The sequence below is a fragment of the Klebsiella sp. RC2 genome (genome assembly GCF_014192815.1).
Taxonomy (GTDB): Bacteria; Pseudomonadota; Gammaproteobacteria; order Enterobacterales; family Enterobacteriaceae; genus Klebsiella; species Klebsiella variicola.
In genome coordinates this window covers 209950-232404 of sequence record NZ_JACHYL010000003.1, presented here as the reverse complement: position 1 = coordinate 232404, position 22455 = coordinate 209950, and the positions used below count along the sequence as shown (strand labels likewise).

26 protein-coding genes and 1 pseudogene are annotated in these 22455 nt (G+C 53.9%); 14 read left to right on the top strand and 13 right to left on the bottom strand.

What is annotated here, in order from left to right:
- Nucleotides 1-22 precede the first annotated feature (22 nt).
- Entirely contained in the window at nt 23-916 is an 894-nt protein-coding gene (locus tag FHW76_RS10735) for an SDR family oxidoreductase (protein ID WP_110217399.1), read from the bottom strand.
- Between the two features lie 170 nt (nt 917-1086).
- On the opposite strand from FHW76_RS10735, the gene FHW76_RS10730 reads away from it, so the two are divergent.
- The 4 genes from FHW76_RS10730 to FHW76_RS10715 all read left to right on the top strand — a co-directional run bounded on the left by FHW76_RS10730 (nt 1087) and on the right by FHW76_RS10715 (nt 3871).
- Nucleotides 1087-1680, top strand: a complete 594-nt coding sequence (locus FHW76_RS10730) for a TetR/AcrR family transcriptional regulator (protein ID WP_110217400.1) — start codon at nt 1087-1089, stop codon at nt 1678-1680.
- 134 nt (nt 1681-1814) lie between these two features.
- Entirely contained in the window at nt 1815-2396 is a 582-nt protein-coding gene (locus tag FHW76_RS10725; protein WP_110217407.1) for a cytochrome b/b6 domain-containing protein, read from the top strand.
- 53 nt (nt 2397-2449) lie between these two features.
- Nucleotides 2450-3139 (top strand): VIT family protein, encoded by a 690-nt coding sequence (locus FHW76_RS10720; RefSeq protein WP_183476652.1) that lies wholly within the window; start codon nt 2450-2452, stop codon nt 3137-3139.
- Nucleotides 3140-3283: 144 nt separating this feature from the next.
- The gene (locus FHW76_RS10715) at nt 3284-3871 is read left to right on the top strand and encodes a LysE family translocator (RefSeq protein ID WP_023297570.1); all 588 of its coding nucleotides are present in this window, start codon (nt 3284-3286) and stop codon (nt 3869-3871) included.
- Nucleotides 3872-3881: 10 nt separating this feature from the next.
- Here FHW76_RS10715 and FHW76_RS10710 read toward each other — a convergent pair whose 3' ends face one another.
- Nucleotides 3882-4775 carry a LysR family transcriptional regulator gene (locus FHW76_RS10710; protein WP_008804995.1) on the bottom strand — a complete coding sequence of 298 codons (894 nt, stop codon included), beginning with the start codon at nt 4773-4775 and terminating at the stop codon, nt 3882-3884.
- A 219-nt stretch (nt 4776-4994) separates the two neighbouring features.
- On the opposite strand from FHW76_RS10710, the gene FHW76_RS10705 reads away from it, so the two are divergent.
- Together FHW76_RS10705 and FHW76_RS26660 are read left to right on the top strand one after the other, a co-directional pair.
- Nucleotides 4995-5540, top strand: coding sequence for a GNAT family N-acetyltransferase (locus tag FHW76_RS10705; protein WP_110217401.1), 546 nt, complete (start codon nt 4995-4997; stop codon nt 5538-5540).
- A 349-nt stretch (nt 5541-5889) separates the two neighbouring features.
- On the top strand, nt 5890-6012 hold the full coding sequence (locus tag FHW76_RS26660) for a small membrane protein (RefSeq protein WP_012541799.1): 123 nt from the start codon (nt 5890-5892) through the stop codon (nt 6010-6012).
- On the opposite strand, the gene FHW76_RS10695 is transcribed toward FHW76_RS26660, so the two are convergent.
- A complete protein-coding gene (locus FHW76_RS10695; RefSeq protein ID WP_012968289.1) occupies nt 6009-6638 on the bottom strand; it encodes a helix-turn-helix transcriptional regulator in 630 nt (209 codons plus the stop codon). The two genes, FHW76_RS26660 and FHW76_RS10695, sit on opposite strands and share 4 nt — an antisense overlap.
- A gap of 428 nt (nt 6639-7066) precedes the next feature.
- The gene (locus FHW76_RS26585) at nt 7067-7162 is read right to left on the bottom strand and encodes a YnaM/YnfT family protein (RefSeq protein WP_272482055.1); all 96 of its coding nucleotides are present in this window, start codon (nt 7160-7162) and stop codon (nt 7067-7069) included.
- Between FHW76_RS26585 and FHW76_RS10690 the strand changes: the two are divergent.
- The 3 genes and pseudogenes from FHW76_RS10690 to FHW76_RS10680 all read left to right on the top strand — a co-directional run.
- Nucleotides 7122-7214 (top strand): annotated as a pseudogene (locus FHW76_RS10690) (hypothetical protein); the annotation flags it as partial. The gene FHW76_RS26585 and the pseudogene FHW76_RS10690 sit on opposite strands and share 41 nt — an antisense overlap.
- A 453-nt stretch (nt 7215-7667) precedes the next feature.
- Nucleotides 7668-8141, top strand: coding sequence for an Hsp20 family protein (locus tag FHW76_RS10685; protein ID WP_008804992.1), 474 nt, complete (start codon nt 7668-7670; stop codon nt 8139-8141).
- A 167-nt stretch (nt 8142-8308) separates the two neighbouring features.
- On the top strand, nt 8309-8821 hold the full coding sequence (locus tag FHW76_RS10680; protein ID WP_012968286.1) for a 2-oxo-tetronate isomerase: 513 nt from the start codon (nt 8309-8311) through the stop codon (nt 8819-8821).
- Nucleotides 8822-8841: 20 nt separating this feature from the next.
- Here FHW76_RS10680 and FHW76_RS10675 read toward each other — a convergent pair whose 3' ends face one another.
- Complete coding sequence (locus FHW76_RS10675; protein ID WP_183476650.1) at nt 8842-10059, bottom strand: diguanylate phosphodiesterase; 1218 nt, start codon at nt 10057-10059, stop codon at nt 8842-8844.
- Nucleotides 10060-10398: 339 nt separating this feature from the next.
- Here FHW76_RS10675 and FHW76_RS10670 point away from each other — a divergent pair, with 339 nt between their 5' ends.
- Entirely contained in the window at nt 10399-10581 is a 183-nt protein-coding gene (locus FHW76_RS10670) for a small membrane protein (RefSeq protein WP_071787621.1), read from the top strand.
- 28 nt (nt 10582-10609) lie between these two features.
- On the opposite strand, the gene kbvR is transcribed toward FHW76_RS10670, so the two are convergent.
- Entirely contained in the window at nt 10610-11221 is a 612-nt protein-coding gene (gene kbvR / locus FHW76_RS10665; RefSeq protein ID WP_008804989.1) for a LuxR family transcriptional regulator KbvR, read from the bottom strand.
- A 310-nt stretch (nt 11222-11531) separates the two neighbouring features.
- Between kbvR and FHW76_RS10660 the strand changes: the two genes are divergently transcribed.
- Nucleotides 11532-12431 (top strand): helix-turn-helix domain-containing protein, encoded by a 900-nt coding sequence (locus FHW76_RS10660; RefSeq protein ID WP_012541794.1) that lies wholly within the window; start codon nt 11532-11534, stop codon nt 12429-12431.
- 48 nt (nt 12432-12479) lie between these two features.
- Here FHW76_RS10660 and FHW76_RS10655 read toward each other — a convergent pair whose 3' ends face one another.
- From FHW76_RS10655 to ltnD, 5 genes are read right to left on the bottom strand one after another with little or no spacing between them, the layout of a single operon-like run.
- Nucleotides 12480-13844 carry a GntP family transporter gene (locus FHW76_RS10655; protein ID WP_008804987.1) on the bottom strand — a complete coding sequence of 455 codons (1365 nt, stop codon included), beginning with the start codon at nt 13842-13844 and terminating at the stop codon, nt 12480-12482.
- Nucleotides 13845-13901: 57 nt separating this feature from the next.
- Nucleotides 13902-14684: an HPr family phosphocarrier protein gene (locus FHW76_RS10650; RefSeq protein WP_022065599.1), complete on the bottom strand. Its 783-nt coding sequence runs from the start codon at nt 14682-14684 to the stop codon at nt 13902-13904.
- Between the two features lie 4 nt (nt 14685-14688).
- Nucleotides 14689-15309 (bottom strand): aldolase, encoded by a 621-nt coding sequence (locus tag FHW76_RS10645; protein ID WP_012541792.1) that lies wholly within the window; start codon nt 15307-15309, stop codon nt 14689-14691.
- Entirely contained in the window at nt 15302-16567 is a 1266-nt protein-coding gene (gene otnK / locus FHW76_RS10640; RefSeq protein WP_032730293.1) for a 3-oxo-tetronate kinase, read from the bottom strand. Before otnK ends, FHW76_RS10645 begins: the two co-directional genes overlap by 8 nt.
- An 11-nt stretch (nt 16568-16578) precedes the next feature.
- On the bottom strand, nt 16579-17481 hold the full coding sequence (gene ltnD, locus FHW76_RS10635; protein ID WP_022065597.1) for an L-threonate dehydrogenase: 903 nt from the start codon (nt 17479-17481) through the stop codon (nt 16579-16581).
- Nucleotides 17482-17741: 260 nt separating this feature from the next.
- On the opposite strand from ltnD, the gene FHW76_RS10630 reads away from it, so the two are divergent.
- Nucleotides 17742-18503 (top strand): DeoR/GlpR family DNA-binding transcription regulator, encoded by a 762-nt coding sequence (locus FHW76_RS10630; protein ID WP_040968491.1) that lies wholly within the window; start codon nt 17742-17744, stop codon nt 18501-18503.
- Nucleotides 18504-18520: 17 nt separating this feature from the next.
- On the opposite strand, the gene blaLEN is transcribed toward FHW76_RS10630, so the two are convergent.
- Nucleotides 18521-19381 (bottom strand): LEN family class A beta-lactamase, encoded by an 861-nt coding sequence (gene blaLEN, locus FHW76_RS10625; protein ID WP_183476648.1) that lies wholly within the window; start codon nt 19379-19381, stop codon nt 18521-18523.
- Between the two features lie 299 nt (nt 19382-19680).
- Between blaLEN and FHW76_RS10620 the strand changes: the two genes are divergently transcribed.
- Entirely contained in the window at nt 19681-19941 is a 261-nt protein-coding gene (locus FHW76_RS10620; RefSeq protein WP_080930376.1) for a hypothetical protein, read from the top strand.
- Between the two features lie 86 nt (nt 19942-20027).
- Nucleotides 20028-21116 (top strand): AAA family ATPase, encoded by a 1089-nt coding sequence (locus FHW76_RS10615; RefSeq protein WP_012541789.1) that lies wholly within the window; start codon nt 20028-20030, stop codon nt 21114-21116.
- A 28-nt stretch (nt 21117-21144) separates the two neighbouring features.
- On the opposite strand, the gene FHW76_RS10610 is transcribed toward FHW76_RS10615, so the two are convergent.
- Nucleotides 21145-22410: an MFS transporter gene (locus FHW76_RS10610; RefSeq protein ID WP_008804978.1), complete on the bottom strand. Its 1266-nt coding sequence runs from the start codon at nt 22408-22410 to the stop codon at nt 21145-21147.
- Nucleotides 22411-22455 lie beyond the last annotated feature (45 nt).

Genomic DNA, 22455 nt, shown 5'->3' with positions numbered 1-22455 from the left:
CTTTTGGTTGAAGATGCTCTGTTTAGCCTTTATTCATATTACGTAAGTCTTCAAGCAAACCAGGTCCGTCCGGTAACCAACCCAGATGAGTCTGGGTAGCTTTGCCTGAAGCACCAAGATCAACATGAGCCAGTGCCGCTATCCAGCCAAAATAGGCTTCAACTTCCTCAGTGCTGATTGAGCGTACAGGTAAACTCAGACTTTCAGCAAGCTGTGCTGCGATGGCATGCATAGGGACGCCTTCTTCCGCCACTGCATGGTAATGTGCACCGGTTTCACCCTTTTCCAGCGCCAGTCGGTAGAGTCTTGCCGCATCCGTGACATGAACAGCGGAAAGCCGATTTTCTCCTTGTCCTACATAAGCCACAAAGCCTTTTTCCCGGGCAATACGAATATGTTCTGCCAGCCGGCCCTGGTGCTCAGTATCATGCACTTGAGACAAACGAACCACGATAATGTTTACCCCTTTGGCCAGCATTGAGGCAGCGGCTTCTTCTGTCGCTGCACGAGGAAATAAGGCGGAGGAGACAGGTTTATCAGTTTCACGAACAAGTCCATGGATTCTGCTACGGTCTACAAGACCTGTTCCGGAAGAGACCACCAATGGCCGCTGGCTTCCGGCCAGCGCCTCACCCAATGTTTCGATAACCCTGCGATCAATTTCACTGTTCTCTTTAAGTTTTGAAAAATCATGATTGAAAGCAGTGTGGATAACCCCATCGACGGAGTTTGTGGCATCGCGCAGGCTTTTCAGGTCAGTTAACTCGCCAAACATTGCTGTGGCTCCGGCCGCCTCTAACGTCTTCGCCCCTTTACCAGTGCGTGTCAGGCCGATGACCTCGTGTCCATTGCGCAGAAGTTCTGGTAGAAGATAAGAACCAATGAAGCCTGTCGCGCCGGTTAAAAGTATCTTCATAATTACATTCCTCATCGCCCAATGAGATGATGGTCCTGGACTCTGGATGCGGAAAAATTTTTCCAACGGGTCCGAAGGGTGTCTATCGCGCATGTAAGTATAGCGTGCAAACGGAATAAGGTTCCGTTTTAATTTGAGAGTCCATTTTTCTATTGGCTAAGAGATGAAGGGTGAAAAAAGTGATTTCTGACGATGGCGGAAAAAGAGGTGCCCGGGCGGATGCCAGACGTAATCATGAGCAGTTGCTGAAAACGGCATCCACTCTGTTCAGAGAAAAGGGCGTCATGGTTCCGATGAAGGACATTGCCAGAGAGGCTGGGATTGGGGTGGGGACGCTGTACCGCCACTTTCCTCATCGTGCTGACCTTATTGCGGCAGTATTTCGCAACGAAGTGGATGAATGTGCGATGGCGGCAGAACATCTGTGTCAGGAATTTTCTTCCTGCGAAGCACTGGAGCGGTGGATCGCGCTTTATGTCCAGCTCATCGTTACCAAACGAGGTCTTGCCAGCGTACTCCATTCTGATGAATCGGCTTATGCCGATCTCCCCGCGTATTTTGAAACCCGCCTCGTTTCGTCGCTGGAGAAATTACTACCGCATGTGACAGGGAATATCCGCGATAACACGCTGGCGACTGATATCCTGAGAGGGATAGCCCTGTTATGTGCACCTGCCGCGAAGGGAGATTTATTGCAGACTCAAAGACTGGTTAAGCTGTTTCTCAAAGGTATCCGCGCTGGCGATGATATCCATGGTGATTAGCTGCTGAGATAGCCGGTATGGTTTGCCTTTTATTCATACATCATTCAGTGCACTTCAACATCAAGGCGTTAAGGTTGCGTTAACAAACAGACGCAATACTGATGTGGCCGATCCCCTTATAAAATGGCCAAATGATGAACGAACAACTTCGCAATGCGCTTCCGCACAAAGACACCCCTTTTTTCCGCATGCTGCATATTATTGTCGCCACCCTGATTCTATTGCAGATCATTAGCTCTAATCTCACCGAAAGTGAGGCGCTTCGCGACGTAACTCTGACCGGAGTCGTGACATGGTTCCATGTTATCTGTGGATTCGCGCTGATGGTTCTTGGTGTAGTGATGCTGGTATGGATGCTTAAACAACGTGGGTTTCGTTACTATTTTGCCTGGTCGTCCCTTGATTTTCGCGGTGTAGTTGAAGACATTAAAATGCTAATGACATTTCGTCTTCCTGAAGCACATGCCGGTGGCATAGCGGCGATGATCCAGGGGCTTGGCGTACTTGCTTTGTTGGCGGTCGCACTCTGTGGAGGGCTCTGGTTTGTACTGGACACCGCGCCAGGGACGTCAACGGCGCTGGCAGAAGCGGTCCTGCATTTGCATAAATTTCTGACGGTGTTCATTGAAACCTATTTCTGGGCACATGGTGCGATGGGATTGCTGCATATCTTCCTCACCTTTCGCAGTCAAAAGAAACATCCCGTTGTTGGATAAGGTTCTGGTCTCTCGCTAATCCCGATGAGAGTGCGTATTAAAAGGAAAAAGGCATGCATCTTGAACGACACAGCATTGAAAGCGTCGGTTGGTTAAGGGCGGCGGTACTCGGGGCGAATGACGGGATTGTCTCAACCGCCAGCCTGGTGCTCGGCGTGGCGTCTGCAAATACCAGCCCTTCGGGCGTGTTGCTGGCCGGTGTCGCCGGGCTGGTTGCTGGCGCCATATCGATGGCAACAGGAGAATATGTTTCGGTATCATCCCAGGCGGATACGGAAACCGCCGCGCTTGCCGAGGAAAAAAGTGAGCTGGACGCAGATTATCAGGGAGAGGTACGGGAGCTGACGTCTCTTTATATCCAACGCGGAGTGGAGCCTGCGCTTGCCCGCCAGGTTGCAGAGCAACTGATGGCTAAAGATGCCCTCGAGGCCCATGCCCGCGAAGAGTTGGGATTAACGGATACTCATTCTGCGCGACCTTTGCAGGCGGCCATTTTTTCGGCCGTGAGTTTTTCAGCCGGGGCGGGGTTACCCTTGATCGTTGCAGTGCTATCGCCAGCAAAACTGACTGTTATCGCGATTTTCCTATCCACTCTCTGTTCACTGGCTGCTCTTGGCTATTTCTCTTCCGTGGTGAGTAACGCACCGCCTGTCAGAGCTATCAGCAGAATTACGTTCTGGAGCACGCTGGCCATGCTTTTTTCGATGGGGATTGGGCGCATAGCCGGGCAGGTACTGCTGTAAAATTGCTAAATTATCAAACACACCTTTAGAGAATGAGCTATTTAATCTAACGTCCATATCGGGGTAGTCTTTAAATATAGCGAAATAACTTGTTATATAAATCTCGCTACAACGATATCTTTCATTGGCAACGTGGACGAAAAAATGGTTTTGATGGCTACTATGTTTCTGTATTCTCTGGCTCTGTCGTTTTCGCCCGGGCCAGTCAATATGGTCATTATCTCTTCAGGTGTTATGCATGGCTTTAGAAAAACATTCGCCTTCGTATCCGGTGCGACTCTGGGTTTCACCCTGTTGCTTATCTTTGTTAGTTTTGGGTTATACACAGTCATTGCCTCGCACCCATCATTTTTCAAATACCTGAATGTTCTCGGCTCGATTTTTATACTGTATCAGGGCTATAAAATTGCCACATCACAACCTGATTGGTCATTAAAAAAGGGAAATGCACCCGGATTTGTTCAGGGAGTGTTAATGCAATGGTTCAACCCAAAAGCCTGGGCTGCCTGTACCTCTGGAACTACCTTGTTTTCTGAGCCATCAACCAGTCTGCCCCTAATACTGTTCATTATTATTTACTTTTTTATCTGTTATATCTCATTATCAATTTGGGCAATCTTCGGTGATAAAATGTCAACATTTCTTCAGGGAAGGGCACAAATGCGTATCTTTAATTTATTGATGGGCGGGGTTTTATGCGTTATCGCATGTTATATGCTTTACCCACAATGATTTTAACTGTTCAAAGCTTATGTTGTTCCATAGCGTTATAAATGTAATTAATTAGTTTATAGGCGGCGCTGCTGGTTGATATATTGGCGGGCCAAATGGCATAAACTTTTAGCGGCTCTAATGACCAGTCAGGAAGTACTTCATGCATCTCCCCGAGTTTAACATCATTTTCGCAGAGGAAACGGGGAGGTACGGCAAGCCCTATGTTCTGTTTGGCAAGGACATAGGCAGCTTCAATGTTATCAACGCATACCATAGGAGCATACTTAATGACCGCCAGTTCGCCGTTTTTATGCCTGAACTCTCGGATGTTCTCTCTCATTGTTAACCCAATCCACGGCAGGGATCCCAGCTCAACGGGATGCTTAATGGGTTGGTGCTGCATGAGCAAGTCCTTAGACGCCACCAGTTGTCGTGGTAGAACAAATAGATGTCTTGCTTTGAGTGAACTGTCCGGGAGTTCGCCAATACGGAAGGCGACATCAATGCTATCGGCGATGATGTCCTCGCGTAGATCACTATAAGAAATACTCAGGGAAATATCCGGGTTTTCTTTGATAAAATTCGCCAGATGGCGGGTGAATGGACCGTTTAAAAAAACAGCAGGGAGGGAAATGCGCAGCTTGCCGACGGTAGAGATAGAGCGTTGTTTAAATTCAATGACGCCCTTTTCATACAGCTCCAGCATCGATCTGGCGGTCTCCAGCAAACTGATGCCATCCTGGGTTAGAGAAATTTTCCGCGTATTTCTGTACAGCAAGGCGCTATTGAGGTTTTTCTCAAGTCTGGATAAATGTGTGCTTGCTGTTGCGGTCGTCAGGCCTAACGCTGCGGCGCCACCTGAGATAGAACCTCGTTCTACAATTTTGGCAAATACTATCAGGTAGCGGATGTCATCGATCATTTACAGTCCTGTGTTCACTCAGTAATGCTGGGCGTGGAGCCAGCAAAAGCGTTAATCCATCATAGAATTAACATATCCTATTTTCATCATCGGCAGCATAATTTTTCAAATGCTTCTCAACGCTGGCTAACCGGTTCCCCGGTATGGAGATTTGTGCTTCAATGGGCAGGCAGAAATCCTCGAAGCATCATCGGTAATATTCCCCGTCAGGAGGTAAGTTTGCACATTGATACCCATCGTTTGCATCTTCGCCCGGTCATGGCTTCCGATGTCGACGATCTGTACCGAATTTATGGCGATCCCGCGACCAATACCTTCAACCCCGCAGGACCGTACCCGAATATAGACTATGCGGAAGTCGTCCTGCGGCGCTGGCTCGCGCACTGGCAAACGCACGGATTCGGAAACTGGGCAATATCAATGCGCAATACCCCTGAACACATCATTGGCTTTGGTGGCGTCAGTCTACGCAGTTATAACGATGTCACCATTAACAATCTTGGATATCGGTTTTCTACTGAGGCATGGGGAAAAGGCCTGGCCACCGAGTTTGCGATTGGCGCGATGAGATATGGCTTCGAGGTGCTTAAACTTGCGGAGATGTCAGCGGTTGTCCGGGCTAACCATCTGGCTTCGCAGAAAGTTCTCGAGAAAGCCGGGATGAGGTACTTTAACGATATTGCTGATGTAAAAGATGCACCGCCGAGCCTGCTTTATTCATTGACGTTAAACGAGTGGTTAAGCCAGATCAGTGGCTGTACATAACGTTTAGGTTAACCCTGGTGACGGGTAATGACGCGATCGCCTTGGGCGATCTTTCCGGCAAAACCTGCTGGCATGCCCACGAAGATACTCTTAGACATCCGCCCCCAATTTTATGCTGGTATTATGGGAGTAACCGCTGCGCGTCACGCCCGGTTCACTCCGTGCAGCGATGTGCTTTTTATTAGCTAAATGCGCGCGTAATAATAAAAATAATTTCTTCAGCTTTATTCATTTTCAGAATTATCGCACAAGGTCTTACCTTAATCTGAAATGGCTGAGGGATAGTTGTTTTTGAAAACTTATACCCCGTATTATTTGATAATCATCTTTATCTCTTAAAAGGTCGTGTATGAGTAATTTTCTGCTATTAGCCCTGGCGGTGGTGTTATTGTTAACATCATTATTTTGTGGTCTGTCATATGTTAAAGACAGAAGGAAGCTTAAGATGCGTTTTAACAAAACCCGGCGTTAATGGGTTGCTATTGAGGATAGCGCAAGAGCGATGGCCGAGAATCGCGCCAGCTCTTGCTTAGTATCAATCTGGAATTTTTTCATGATGTTTATTTTGTGTGAAAAAACCGTCTTATGGCTGATGCCCAGCTCTTGCGCTATCTGTTGATTGTTCATTCCCGTTTTTATCGCATCGATAATATAAAGCTGCGATTTGGTCAATGTTAGTCGCGGGCATTTAAGGCAGCGTCTGCTGTCTTTTTCCGCCCCCCCAGCGACGGGTTTACTTAATGCCGTCAGACGGTTTGCAATTTGCTTTTTAATGCTGCTGAGATCGGCGTTGATACTGATAAAACAGGCATCACGCAGACAAAGCGGCAAACGGTCAACCCGGGCACAGCTGTCGCTGGGGACAAAAACAAAGACAGGCGTCTGTTGCGGTATCTTCTTGAAGTACGGGTGACACAGGTAATGTTCACCGGTTTCCATTTCCGTAAAAAGCACATCAGTCTGGCTAATGATGTCAGATGAATATTCGTGAAGGGAAAAGGGCGTACAGATATTTTCTTCGATTGCGATCTCGATCAGTAGCTCGCAAATTCCCCGTTTCAGATAAATATTTTCAGTGTTAATTAAAAAATCAGGCATAGTGATGATGAACGCGAAATGGATTAAGGTTGATAAAATTCTTTGAAGCAAATTTGTTTTGCGAATATGGTCTTAGGATATTTCTAATAACAAACAAAAGCAATAAGTCCAAAATTGGACTTATTGCTGTGCGGATGATATAAGATTTTTAAAATCAGTGAGTTACGTATATGAGTCGCATAGAAGTTGTCGGCAATTTGGCACAAACTGCTTAAATTGCTTATATTGCATGCGTTAATTCTGGTCTCAAATATATTAATCAAAGTAATTTATTCACTGTGTGAATTGCTATTTCAAAAATACGTTGTGCAGGCGCGGATCCTCGATGAGATCGCGCCTGAGCGAAGCCAGGAGTTGTCTTTGACAAAAAGGGAGCGAGGTATTGTCCCGCCGCTGCGGAGGGTGAACAGCAACGGCGTACAAAAGAATCAGTTATCGGGGTTGTTAGAAATGCCTTTCCAGACCATCCCCAGGCCGATCAACATCGACGCGAAGAGGGCGAACAGGGTGGTGGAGATAAAAATACCGGTCATGGTGGTGCCTCAGAAAGTGCGTATGCAGGTTATTAGGCACGGGACGGCGAGAAAGGTTCCTTGCAGGGCTGACTATTTTTCCGTCAGGGTTTGCCGGCTGATGCCAGCAAGGTAATGGCTTGTCAGCGCGCCTCGGGCGGCGGAGCGAGCCGCTGGTGAGGAACGCGCTTATCACTGCAGTCGTAAAGGGCAAAACGGACGGTGGGGGTGGTGGCGCGGTCCGGGCGTTGACATCCCTTTGAACAAGTTATATATACATGTCGCTTCTGTTTATTGAATGTTAAACAGCATCAGTTATGGGACTCAGAAGCGCCACTGCCCCCGCCGTCGGGCGGGGGTCACTCTGCCACCCGGCCTGGTTATTTTTTCCTGTGGCGAGTGATAAAAAATTTTATTTTCGCTCTTGAAAAATGCACTGCAGATATTATTTTATATAGCGGACAAGCAATGCTTGCCTTTATGTTGAGCTTTTGAATGGATATTCAGGAGGTTAATTATGGCACTCAAAACCTTGTCAGCACTCCCTGTTTTCGCTGATTCTCTTTTTGCCGATCGTTTCAACCGCATTGACCGTCTTTTCAGCCAGTTAACTGGCGATACGCCGGTGGGCGCCTTGCCGGCCTATGATTTGCAGAAAATAGATGACAGTAATTTCCTGCTCAGCGTCAGCGTGCCCGGCTGGAAAGATGAGGAACTGGAAATAGAGACCGTCGGCGGTAATCTGCATATTACCGGCAAACGTGGAGAAACTGATTCCGGGACCGACGGTAGCCAGCGCTGGATATATAAAGGCATCCGCCGCGCTGATTTCCAGCTGAGTTTCTCGCTTCCTGAACATGCCCAGATTAATCAGGCACAGCTGGATAGTGGGATCTTAAAGGTGACTATCCATCAGGAGATCCCGGAAAGCGAAAAACCGCGCAAAATTGCCATTGAGAGTCACGGCCGGGTGATTGAACACAAGGTCTGATTCGGCGACAGTTCAGACGAGTATTCGCTAAGGCCCGCGCAGCGGGCCTTTATTTTTCCACCCGAACTGACGCGATCGGTCTACTGCCGACGAGAGAAATCGATATGCTATTCTTTTAACTGGCGCGATGCTGCTGTTATTCCTTTGATATTTTGTGAGGGGTCTGAATGACAGACGAGATGAGTTACGATGCAAAACCGACCTCAGCGCTAACGGCGGAAGTGGCTCAGATGCTGGTTGCTCGGGGCTGGCGGCTAACCACGGCAGAGTCCTGCACCGGGGGCAATCTGGCGGCGGCGCTCTGTGCTCAGGCGGATACCGCGGCGTTTTATGATACCGGCGTCGTCACTTTCAGCGATGAAGCCAAACGAAACGTGCTGCAGGTTCGTGCGGAAACCCTGGCGGTACACAGCGCCGTCAGCGAAGCGTGCGTCCAGGAGATGTCGACCGGTATTCTGGCAATGGCTGACGCCGATATCGCCATCGCCATCAGCGGCTACGCGGGACCGGAGGGCGGGGAAGATGGTACCCCCGCCGGCACGGTATGGTTTGCCTGGAATTTTCGCGGCCAGACTGAAACCAAACGGATGTGCTTTGCCGGCGACTGTGAGACCGTGGTGGCGAAAGCGGTACGATATGCCCTGGCGGCACTGAGCGAAAAGCTTGCCCACTGGCAATGACGATGCCCGGGTGCGCGTCCTTACAGGTCCGTTGCCTGGCGCGCTACCGGCCAGCAGATCTCCCCGATGCCGTTAAGGCAGGGTCGGGAAAAGAGAAATCCCTGAAACAGGCGAATGCCTACCGACTGCAGCCAGCACCACTCCTCAATGGTTTCGACGCCCTCGGCGACCACGGTGATGCCGAGATCTTCACAGCAGCGCACGACCGAGGCGACAATCGCCTGTTTGGTGCCGCTAATATGAATATCGCGCACCAGCTCCGCATCCACTTTGATTTTATCAGGCTGAAAGCGGGTCAGGAGCGACAGACCGGAGTAACCGGCGCCAAAATCGTCGATGGCCAGTTTCATGCCGGCCACGCGCAGCGCTTTGAGTACTTTGCGGAACTGGTCGAAACAGGAGATAACCTCCGTCTCAGTCACCTCGATCAAGACCTGTTCTGGCCTGAGACCTGCCGCCAGCAGGTTGTCCATCAGCCAGCCTACGGCGTCAGGATGGTTATACAGCGAGCCTGGCAGCAGGTTGACCGCCAGCTGCTGTTTGCCGAGCGGAAGGCGGGCGGCGAGAGAGAAGGCGAACGCTTTGCTCTCAAGGTCGAAACGGTAGCGATCTTCCGCCGCAATGGCGGCAAACATTTCCACGGGTGAGCCGCCGGTTGGGCTGCGGATCAGGGCTTCAAAGGAAGAGACCCGCCTTTTGGCCGGCTCGACGATGGCCTGCAGGGCGAACTGGCAGGGCTGATCCGTCAGGTTGCGCGGCGAGGCATTGCCCACTGTGGGAGTCATCGACCAGCGAGAAGGCTGCAGAGACTCGGGCAGGCAATAGCGCCCGCCGTCGGCGATAAAGGCGCTAATCAGTCTGAACATGCGGTCATTGACCGGCTCAGTTTCACCAAAGGTGCTGAAGCGCAGGATCTCTTCTACCGCAGCATCATTCTCATGATAGCGGAGATCCAACATCCGCATACCGACGTCCCGAAAACGGCGATAGGCCGAGTAGTCGCGCATCAGCTCCACCACATCGCGATGTCGTGGGTCGAATTGTATTTTGCTGAATAACGACTCGAGGATCTCCTCATTTCCTTCCAGTACCTGGAAAAACTGCTGACCATTAAACAGCAGAATTCCGGTTATCCCGAGGGGCATATTTTTTCCGCTGGCGCGATGAATAAGGGCGTCAAGATCGGTCAGTGGCCGGGCTGGATCAACCTGGCTGCGGTAAATCAAGGTGGTTAGCATAGTCATTCCGTTCGCTGTAGCAGAGCCCGATGGCCTGTACAGAGCGAAAATAGGGAGGTAGGGCCATACCCTCAAGGAGGAGGCCAGCATTTTCTGACATTCAACCAACCGTGATGTCCGCTACGCGGAACGGGAGATTCACATGGTGATTCCCTCCACTCTACAGGGAATCGGATGTTTAGCTATCTTTTTCTCAATATCGTTGCTAAAAGATAATAACAGGCCATACATTTCTTCTAAAACTCGGGGGCGGAGACTGAACTTAGCGATTAAATAATGGCTGTCAGGAATTATCCTACCACGCTATGACGTGTTCTGGAAAAAAAGAAATGAGCTTGCATGGATAATATGAGGTCAATATTATCTATGCCAATCAAATTCTTTTTATTTTTCGAGGTTGTCATGGGTGATTTGCTTATTGTTTTATGTTTGATTTTTTGCCCCATTATTTCTTTGTGGAGCGGTATATCCTATATTAAAGAGAGGCGTAAAAGACGTTATGTCTTCCGTTCCAGAAGATAATGAGTTAGCATAATAATATTTTACGAGGTTAACGTCTGGCGAGTATCTGGACAAGATTGTTGAATTGCTGACGACTCTTTAAATGGAACTTATTCATAATGTTCTTTTTATGCGAATGGATCGTTTTGTGACTAATTTTTAGTACAGTGGCAACTTCATGCGGGCTCAGGCCAATGCTGAACGCGTAGATGACTTTGGTTTGTGCGTCGCTCAATGACTTACAGGGACAATTTATGCAGCGACGCAGACGATTAAAGGGAGAGCCATGCTGTTCCGTTAAGGGGCGTTGAATTGCATGACCTATCACCTCCTTAAGAAGATGAACGGCGGTGTGCGGGTGTATAAATACCGCATGCTTAAAACAGTTGGGTAAGTGATCGATGACGGTAACCTCTTCATCATTCAGGAAAATAAAAAGTTGATAATTCTCTGTAGCGTGCTGTAAAAGTTCATGGCATAAGTACCATTCTCCCGCCACCATTTCCGTGAATATGACATCGGCTTGTGCAATCGACGCCGGCTTCCATTGCTGAGAAAACTGATAATGCGATCGCTCGCACGCCTGCATCGTTTCATTGACCAGTTCGGCAATCGCGACCCGCAGATAGTGATTTTTTATATTGAACAAAAAATTCGTCATATAACTTCCCTGTTGGGTATTAAAATGATATCAGGATAAATTAAAACATATAATGGCAATGCGCTGAATATTTTTAGACGAGATAATCTAAGGGATGTTTTACACTAATGCAATATTCGCTGGAGAAAGTGGGATAACGGCAGATGAGCATACGAAAGTTCCTAATAAACAAAACGTTAATCATATGTCTGTTAGGGTTTTTCACTGATAATTATTTTTTTATTTTTGCCGTGCATAAAAAGCTTAGTGCTGTCCGCCGCCTGTTGTTAAAATTAGAGGAGGATAAGACTACAGGAAGTATGCGGTATCTATGAAGCAGATGCTCTATTTAAAAATGCTGGCGTGGCTGGAAGATAATATCTACTGTAACCCGTCTATCGATGACCTGGCGCAGTATATGGGGTATTCGCGGCGGTTTGTCTATGAGGTGTTTTATCAGTATGGTCAGTTACCCATCGGGCAGTATATCCGGCTGCGGCGGTTGACCATCGCGGCGGTGAGTCTGCGATTAACACGGCAACCGATCGCCGCCATTGCCTGGCAGTTAAGCTATGATTCGCCGCAGACTTTTTCCCGGGAGTTTAAGAAGCGCTTCTCGCTCTCGCCGCGGGAATACCGTTGCGCCGTGCACTGGGACACGGCTTTGCTGTTAAAGAAATTCGACCCGGAGGGTGAGAGCCTGCCTCAGGCCCGTTTCTGTTCACTGCCCGAGAGGGTCTATCGTGGCTCTCCAATGAAGTATGAGCTGCGCCTGTCGGATATGGTATTGCAAAGCACGTCGAAGACGGCTGTCAGACAAAAGGTTGACCGTTTTTTTACCGCCGGCGGTGGCCGTCTCTCTGTGTTATCCGATTATTATGCGGCGAGAAACAATGAGCTTAACGTCGAGGTTAACGCTTTTGTCGGTTGTCATCGGGAGCGAGGGGCGCTGCCCGCGCTGACGACGAACAGCACGTTGACGACAAGGCCTGGGCTGTATGTTGGCGTTGAATTCTATGGCAGTTGGGCGCGTTACGCCCGTTTATCCAGCGATCTGTATATGGAGTTGCTGCCAGCGCTGGGAGCAAGCCGCCGGGAGGGAGTCGACATTGAATGCTTTCTCGAGCGTCATACGGAAGGTGGGCCAGCGGCGGAAAGGCGCTATCGCGTACGCTATTTTATTCCGGTGACGCTGTCTGGTGAGGTGACAGCGCGGCCAGCGCCCGGCTAACTGACAAATGACAAATAAAGGTGGCCCGGTGGCCACCTTTCACGAATATCACAACACAAACCACAGCAGCCAGGTGATCAGAAAGCCCGTCACCCCCATGATGGTCGTCAATACGGTCCAGGTTTTTAACCCGTCCGGCACTGAGAGCCCGAGATAGCGCGTGACGACCCAGAACCCGGCATCGTTGACGTGCGATAACCCGAGCGAGCCGAAGCAAGTCGCCAGCGTTACCAGCACCAGCTGAATCGGATCCAGCCCGATGACCGCCTGAGACAGCAGACCGGAGGTGGTGAGGATCGCCACGGTGGCCGATCCCTGCGAGGCCCGGAGTACCAGCGAGAGCAGGAAGGCGGCGGGCATCAGCGGCAGATGAATTGTCTCCAGCGCCTCGGCTAAGGCATTGCCGATGCCGGAGGCGACCAGTACGCCGCCAAAGGCGCCGCCGGCGCCGGCGACGAGGATCACGTCCGCCGACGAGGGGATCGCGCTGCCGGTGACTTCGCCCAGCTTTTTCAGGCTCATCCGCCGACGGATGCCCAGCGTCCAGCTCGCCAGGCCCAGGGAGATCAGCAGGGCGACCGGCGGGGTACCAATGACGGTCATCAGCTGGCGAACCGCGTTTTCCGGCAGCAGCAGTGCCTGACACAGCGTCCCGGAAACAATCAGCATAATGGGCACCACGATCAGTCCACCGATAACCAGCGCATTCGGCGGCGGCAGACGGGTCTGCTGCGCGTTAACCGAGAGGTCCGGCACTTCAGCTGTTTGCTGCTGTTCCAGCACGTTAATCGACAGATGATAATGGCGCCGATTGATAAACCGGGCGACAAAATAACCCACGATACCAACGACTATCGATACTCCAATCCCCGCCAGCATCAGCCAGCCCACATCGCTATGCAGAATGCCTGCCGCGGCCGCTGCGCCAGGGTGGGTGGGCAGCGCGACGTGCACGGTTAACATCACTCCTGCCATCGGCAGGCCAAACTTCAGCGGCGACACGTGGGCGACTTTGCTGAAGCCGTAAATTAACGGAATGATGATGATAAAGCCGACTTCAAAAAAGACCGGCGTGCCGAGAATAAAAGCCACGATGGTTAAGGCGGCAATGGTCCGTTTTGCGCCCAGTACGCCGGTCAACGTTTTCGCCAGCGATTCGGCGCCGCCGGACATTTCAATCAGCACCCCCAGCATTGAGCCCAGAATAATAATGCTGGCGATGTGACCAAGCAGGCCGCCCATGCCTTTTTCAATGGTGGTAATAATTTTATCTGCCGGAATGCCGGTGGCGAATGCCACCAGCAGGCTGACGATCAGGAGCGCCACAAAAGGATGCGCTTTCGCTTTGATCACCAACAGGAGCAACAGCACTACGCTGGCTAACGCAATAAGTAACAGCGCCGATGTCGACATAGGTTTGCCTCGGGTATTAACAGGTGTACAGAGAGTTATTTTTTTAGAAAACGGCGTTTATTTTTTCCGGTAGGGCGAGAACCACCCCAGCCCGGAAAGCGTGTCTGCTCGGGGGATATATTCGCAGCCGATCCAGCCGTCATAACCGGTTTTATCCAGTAGCGCATAGAGCCACGGATAGTTTATTTCGCCCTCATCCGGTTCATGACGGTCGGGCAGGGAGGCAATCTGAATATGGCGATACTGGCCGGCATATTCGGTAATGAGATGGCTTAAATTGCCGTCCACCTTCTGCGCGTGAAACAGATCTAACTGCACCGCGACGTTTGGCCTGTCGACACGTTTCACCATCTCCAGCGTTTGATATTGGCTGTGGTAGAGATAGCCCGGTTTGGTCTGGGGATTCAGCGCTTCGATGAGTATCCGCTTGTCGTGGCGGGCAAAGCACTCCGCCGCGTAGCGCAGATTATCGATAAGCACGGCTTCGCAGGCTGCGCGATCCATCCCCGGCTGTACCACGCCGGCCATGATATGCACCTGCGGGCAATCCAGCTGGCAGGCATACTCCAGTGCCAGCTGGATCTGCTGGCGGGCCTCGGCGCTTCTGCCTGGCACCGCGGCGAGCCCCCATTCTCCGGCGTTGACGTCGCCAGGTGGGGTATTGAACAGCACCAGCTGCAGCTGGTTTTCCTGCAGGCGCTGTTTAATTTCCCCGGCCTCATACTCATAGGGAAACAGAAACTCCACGGCTTCAAAACCCGCGCGGGCAGCGGCGGCGAACCGGTCCAGGAACGGCAGTTCGGTAAACAGCATGGTTAAATTAGCAGCAAATTTTGGCATGGTTTTATCTCAGTTCATCCACTTCGTCAGTGGTCAGGTAACGGATCTCACGGTTGCCGAGGGTAAATATCAGCCGCGCGGTCTCTTCCAGCTCTTCGGTATTGTTGGTGGCTTCGCGCAGCGATGAGCCGGTGACCACCGGACCGTGGTTGGCCAGTAAAAAGGCGTTATAGCGCGGCGCCAGTCCGGCCAGTGCCTGGGCAATACGGTCATCGCCCGGCCGGTAGTAGGGAACCACCGGGACGTCGCCGACACGCATCACCACATAGGGGGTAAAGGGACGAATACAGTTGTGCGGATCGAGCCCCTGCAGGCAGGAGAGCGCGGTCAGATAGTGGCTGTGCAAGTGGACGATCGCCTTGCAGGCCGGGTTGTGCAAATAGACCGCCCGGTGAAAAGTGACCTCTTTCGACGGTTTGTCGCCGGAGATCCATTCACCTTGCAGCGTCACCACCGACAACCGCTGCGCCTGCAGTTCGCCGAGGCAGGAGCCGGTCGGCGTCGCCAGCAGATTGCCGTCCGGCAGCAGCAGCGACAGATTGCCGGCGGAGCCGGTGGCATAGCCGCGGCTAAACAACGAGGCGCCAATCTGCACCATTTCATCTCGCAGCTGTTGCTCAGTCATGACGAAACTCCTGCTGGGCACGGGCAAAGAAGTGGATATCGCCGAAGTTACCTGACTTCAGCGCCAGGGAGAGCGGCTGGCGGGTGTCACGCACCCAGGGCACGCCGGGGGAGATGGTCGGCCCAATATGGAACGCCTCGACCCCCAGCGTCTGCGCCACAATGCTCGATGTTTCCCCTCCGGCCACAATAAACCGGGTAAATCCTTTCGCCTTCAGGGCGGCGGCAAGGGCGGCAAACAGCTGTTCCACCCGTTCGCTGCTGGCCTTGTCGCCATACTGCGCCTGGATCCGCTGCAGCGTTTGCGGCTCGGTGGTGGCATAGATCATCGGCGCCAGCGGCGCATCGCGCTGCGCGTCCACCCAGTCAGTCAGCGTCCTGACGTAGCTCTCCAGATCGGTAAAACAGGCGCTTAAGTCGACGGCGCGGGCGGGGGCCTGTTCACGATAGGCCGCCACCTGGCTGTTGGTCATCACCGAGCAGGAGCCCGAGAGCACCACCGCCGGGCCGGCCAGCGGCATGCCCGCCTGAGCGCTTTCACCCCGGGCGCCATGGCGCTGTGCCCAGTCGCGGGCGAGGCCGATGGCGAGACCGGAACCGCCGGAGACCAGCTTCATCTCTCGCAGCGCCACGCCCTGGGTGAGCAAATCCTGTTCACTGAGGGCGTCGAGCACCACATAGCGCACCGCCGGATCGCTGATTGTCGCCAGCGCGGTGGCGACCGCCTCCGGCCCCCGGGCGACAATCGGCCAGGCAATCAGCGCGGCTTTTCCGCGCCCCTGGCGCTCAATTAAGCGGCCCAGGTGCGCATCCTCCATCGGCGTCACCGGATGGTGGCGCATCCCGGACTCATTCAGCAGTTGCTCGCCGACAAACAGATACCCCTGATAGACCGTGCGGCCGTTCACCGGCAACGCCGGGGAAATCACCGTCCGCGTTTCACCCAGCTCGGCCAGCAGAGCATCCAGCACCGGGCCAATGTTGCCCTGCGCGGTGCTGTCGAACGTGGAACAGTACTTGAAGTAGAATTGCTGACAGCCCTGGGCCTGCAGCCAGCGCAGCGCGGCCAGCGACTGGCTGACGGCCATTTCCACCGCGCAGGAGCGGGTTTTCAGGCTGATGACCACCGCCTCGCTGGTCAGCGGAAGATCGCGGGTCGGTACGCCATTAAGTTGCACCGTCGGCATGCCGTTGCGCACGAGAAAGCTGGCGATATCCGTGGCGCCGGTGAAGTCATCGGCAATGACACCAAGCTGCATGTTATCTCTCCTCACTGTTTGTGGCCCGGCAGGGTGATGCCTTTGAAAATCTTGATCACCGCGCTGTCATCTTCCCGGCCGAATCCGGCATTGCTGGCGGAGGTGAACATATTTAGCGCGGTGGTGGCGAGCGGCAGCGGGAAGGTCAGCGCCCGGGCGGTGTCATTCACCAGACCGAGATCTTTGACAAAAATATCGACGGCGGATTTTGGCGAGTAATCGCCATCCAGGACGTGCTGCATGCGATTCTCAAACATCCAGGAATTACCCGCCGCGTGCGTCACCACGTCATACATCGTCTCCAGCGGGATCCCGGCGCGGGCGGCAAGCGCCATCGCTTCGGCGGCAACAGCGATATGCACCCCAGCCAGCAGCTGATGAATAATCTTTACCGTCGAGCCAAGGCCGATGTCGCTGCCGATGCGGTAGACTTTGCCGGCCACGGCGTCCAGTACCGGCGCGAGGCGGGCAAAGGCGGCATCGCTTCCGGAGGCCATCACCGTCATGTCGCCAGCGGCCGCTTTCACTGCGCCGCCCGATACCGGCGCGTCAAGCATCAATAGCTGGTATTCCGCCAGCGCCACGGCTATCGCCTGGGCATCGGCGGAGGCGATGGTGGACGACACCATCACGACGGTGCCGGGCTTCAGATGGGCGGCGAGGCCGGTTTCGCCGAACAGGATCCCCCGCACCTGGGCGGCATTGACCACCAGCAAGACGACCGCATCCAGGTCAGCGGCGAAAGGCACCGCGCTGGGGCCCGCGCCTTTGGCGCCCGCCGCCAGCAGTGCGCGACAGTTGTCGGGGTTGATGTCAACGCCCCAGGTGTTCAGGCCCGCCTGCAGGCAGGCGCGGGCGGCGCCCATGCCCATTGAACCCAGCCCAATCACGCAGACGTTAGTGTGTGCAGCCATGATGGTCTCCTTGTGAATATTCGTTAATTAATGTGATTTAATGATAGAATAAAGCGTTATCATGTGAATTTATGTGAGAGCTATCACGAATAACCCACATGAATATAAAAAATTCACAGGCGGAAAGAGGCTGCACAACGGCGATTCTTGCCCTAAAATAGCGTAAAAACAGCAGCAAAGCGCGATAACAACACAGGGTGTCGCCAGGTCCGCAGCCCGAGTGGTGACGCCTGGTGTGAAAAAATGGTAAGGGGAGAGCGGTGATTCCAATAGAACGACATCAGCGTATTTTAGCCCTGGTGGAGCAGCGTGGGGCGGTAAGCATCAATGAGCTGACGGAGATCCTCGGCGTGTCCCATATGACCATCCGTCGGGACGTCAGTAAACTGGAGGAACAGGGGCTGCTGGTCAGCGTCTCAGGCGGCGTGCGCGCCGTCAGCCGGCTGGCCACGGAACCCAGTCATCTGGTGAAAAGCACGCTGCAGAGCGAGGAGAAACAGGCGATTGGCGCGCTGGCGGCGAGTCACATCGCCAAAAACAGCTGTATCTATCTCGATGCCGGGACCACTACCCTGGCGCTGGCGCGGGCGATCCTCGACCGGGATGATCTGCAGGTGGTGACCAATGATTTTGAGATAACCCAACTGCTGATCGATGCCAGCCAGTGCGGCGTGATCCACACCGGCGGCACGCTGTGCCGGGAGAATCGCTCCTGCGTGGGCGAATCGGCGGCGCGAACGTTACGCCACCTGGCTATCGATACGGCCTTTATCTCCGCCAGCGGCTGGGACAGCCGCGGTATTTTCACCCCTGATGAGAACAAGGTTACCGTCAAGGAGACCGTCAGCCAGGTCAGCGCGAGAAGCATCCTGCTGTGCGACAGTTCGAAATACAATCAGGTGGCCACCTTTATGGCGTTACCCTTGACCCGGTTCAGCACTATTATTACCGATCGGCATCTGTCCGATGCCGCCGCCAGTCATATCGCCCGGCACGCCTGCGAGGTGCTGCGGGCCGGCTAACGCACGGTACCGCCGGGTTAGCGTTGCCAGTGCTCGATCAGCGCTGCGCCGATCCCGGCGATATGTTGATTACGCTCGGCCATACTCGCCGGGGTATCCCGCAGATAGATCACCACAATGCGCTCCGGTTTGCCGTCCGGGCCGAGCAGGGCGACAATGCCGCGCGCACCCCGTTCGCCAGCCCCGGTTTTGTCGGCGATAAACCAGCCCGGCGGCAGCACGGCGCGGATCAGCGGGCCGGCAACCCGATCGTCCACCATCCACTGCAGGAGTTGCTGTTGCGAACGGGCGCTCAGATGCTGCGCGGTCAGTAGTTTGCGCAGCGTGGCGGCCATGCTGGCCGGGGTGGTGGTGTCGCGCGCGTCGCCGGGAAGCGCCTCATTCAGTGCCGTTTCCCAGCGGTCAAGACGGGTGACGTTGTCACCGATCTGGCGCAGAAAGGCAGTTAATCCCGCGGGGCCGCCGACGGTGGCCAGCAGCAGATTGCCAGCGCTGTTATCGCTCAGGGTGATGGCGGCGGCGCAGAGTTCGCCGATCGTCATCCCGTCGACAAGGTGTTTTTCGCTGACCGGGGAGTAGTCCACCAGATCCTGCTGGCGGTAGTGGATCCTCCGATCCAGTTGTTCGACCCCTGCATCCACCCGCGCCAGCACCGCGCCGCACAGCAGCACTTTAAAGGTGCTCACCATGGGAAAGCGTTCATCGGCGCGCCAGGCGGCCAGCGTGCGGCCGCTGGCCAGATCCATTTCCACCATCCCCACGCGGCCCGACAGCTGGCTTTCGCTTTGTTTAATCTGCTCAAGCGGCTGTGGACCGGCGTATACCACCAGTGGCAGGGTGGCTAACAGGGAGATAACACACAGGCGAACATAACGCATAACCGCAATACTTCCTTGAGTGAGGGCCGATAAGGGCGAGCAAAGGGGCGACAAATAAGAATAACCCGGCGTTTTGCTGATTCACAATTCCTCTTTTTTCCTTCATCATTTGTCATCTTTTATTTCGAATAATCAATATTTAGCCCAGCCTCAGCACGCTATTTTTTGACTCAAGGCCGCGATGAACTATAAGAAAGTACGTAATGCCGCACTCAGGCTGGCGCCGTTTGTTGACGTGACGACAATGCCCGCCGCACTCCGCGGTTCGCCAATGATATACGCCATCCCGGGAGGAACTGGTGCACCCGATAATTAAGGTCATGCTGGTGGGAGGTAAGGCCGACGGGCTGTTGGTCAGCGTCGCCAATGACGCGACCGAGGTCTCGGTGACGCCTGCGCAGTACGGTGCGCTATCCGGGCAACCGCTGAGCTATCGTATTGTCAGTCAAACCATTGACGATGAACGCTATTATTTTGGCGTCTTCAGTGAAGCCCATCAGGATAGCGACAAGCTGACGCGGGTCGCCCTAACCCGTGGAATGAAAAAAATGTTCTGTTAAACCCTGCCCGAATGAGGGCGTGAGAGGGTATCCCTGGCGCCGCTCTGCTACTGTGGCAGCCTTCTATTTCCAGGGCAGGACCTATGATGATTCAGTACATCCGTATTCAAAACTTTCGCTCGGTCAGGGATATCGCGCTGGAGCTCGGGCCGCTGAACATTGTCTTCGGCCCCAACGGCTGCGGCAAATCCAATATTTATAACGCCATCCACCTGCTGACCGCCGCCGCTGACGGCAGGCTGTCGGGGTTTATCAGCGAAGAGGGCGGTCTGGAGAATATGATGTGGTCCGGGGAGCGTTCGCCCGTTGATCGTCATCCCCGCCGTCTGCAGATCGCCTGCCGGACCGACAGCTTCGATTATGAGCTGCAGATAGGCTTCCCGGAAAAATTGCCCTATCCGACGCAGTTCATGCTCGATCCCATCGTTAAAGAAGAGAACATCTGGCTGGCCGGCTACTCCCGCCGGCCTTCCTCCCGCGTACTGCAGCGTAAGAATCAGGCGGCGTTTCTCGTCGATGTGACGGGGGAGAAAAGTACGTTCACTGAGAGCATCTATGAAAACGAGTCGGTGTTCGGTCAGCTCGGCGAACCGCATCGTTTTCCCGAGGTGTCGCGGGTGCGGGAGACCCTGCGCCGCTGGCGGTTTTACCATGAGTTCGCCATCGGCCGCCATTCGCCGCTGCGTCAGCCGGCCGTGGGATACCGTTCGCCAGTGCTCGACAGCGATGGCCATAATCTGGCGGCCGCCTTTCAGACCATTGTCGAAATTGGCGCGGAAGAGATTTTGCACGAGATCCTCGCCGACGCCTTTCCTGGCTGCCAGTTTTACTGTGAAAACGAGCAGTCACGTTTCGCCCTGAAAATGCGTCGCGAGGGGATCCGCCGCCCGCTGCTGGCGGCGGAGATGTCTGACGGTACGCTGCGTTTTTTGTGCCTCGCCGTTGCGCTGCTCAGCCCGCGCCCGCCGGCCTTTCTGGCGATCAATGAACCGGAGAACAGCCTGCATCGCGACATGTTGCCCGCGCTGGCCCGGCTGATTATCGAGGCCTCGCGCTACAGCCAGATCTGGCTGACCAGCCACTCGGCAGAGCTGGCGGAGCTGATTGCCGCCGGGGCGCCTTGTCAGCGCTATGCCCTGGAGAATCGCGGCGGGGAGACGCGGATTGTCGAGTGAGTCCCGTCGTCCCTGACGGGAGCCGGAGTCAGGCGGGGGTCTGCGTCCCCGCTGCTGGCAGCAGATTTTTCCCGCCCCGTAAGGTAAAGAACGAGAGCAGGGTGAAGCTCAGGGTGATACACCCGAGGATCAAATAAGCCTGATGGAAGCCGACGGTGTCGTACATCCGGCCGACCCAGGCGGAAAGCACCACCCCGGAAAGCTGTTTCGACAGGTTAAAGCCGATCAGAAACAGGGTGGCCGAGAGCCGCGGGTTAAAGGCGGAGGAGATATATTTAAAGGTCCCGACCAGCAGGAAGGGGATCTCAAACATATGCAGCATCTTGAGGATCACCACCTCCACCGCCGATGAGGCAAAAGACGACCCGAGAATACGCACCGACATGATCATCCCCGCCGTCAGCAGGGCGTTTTTGGCGCCGATGCGGTTAACGATGGCCGGGGCGCAGAACATAATTAGCGCGTTGAGCAGTTCGCCACCGGTGGTAACAAAGCCAAACACTTCGGTACCACGCTGCGGGCTGGCGAAAAAGCTTTTGAAAAAGTTGGCGAACTGCTGGTCAAACACGTCATAGACGCTGGCGACGCCGATCACATAGACGATAAAGCCCCAGAAGCGCGGCATACGCAGCAGCTCTGCCGCCGTGCGCAGCGAAAAGGCCTGGCGATTGGCGCCCAGCGCCTCGATAACCTCGGCGCTGTTGCTGCTTTCCGGTCGCGACAACCAGAGCAGCAGACCGAGCACCAGCGCAAAACCGGAGGCGATCCAGAAGGTGATGTTGGGATCGATGCCGAACAGCACGCCGGTTATCGAGGCGCACAGCGCCCAGCCGACGCAGCCTGCGACCCGCACTTTGCCATATTCAAAGCGGTTGGCCCGGCTGACGCGTTCGATATAGGCTTCCACCGCCCCGGAGCCGCTGGAGAAAACAATCCCCAGATAGATCCCGCCCGCCAGCGCCCCGGCGATAATATTCATTTGCAGCAGCGGTGAAAAAACGAAAATAAAGAACGGCGCGAACAGAATTAACAGCACCGTAATAGTCCACAGCAGATGTTTGCGCAGGCCGAGCTTATCTGACATCAGGCCAAACACCGGCTGAAATATAATGGCGAATAACGAGATAGACGAGAAAACGATCCCGGTTTCCGTTTTGGTTAAATGGTTAACGTCCGCCAGCCACACCGGAAAAAACGGAAAGTAGGCCGACATAATGAAATAGTAAAAGAAAAAGAACAGCAGGAAATAGACAAAATTATGCCGTTCTCGTGGCGCCAGTTCAGAGAATTTCATCACCATGATCCCTTGTTATTCTGTTTGTAGGGTGGGGGCTGTCGC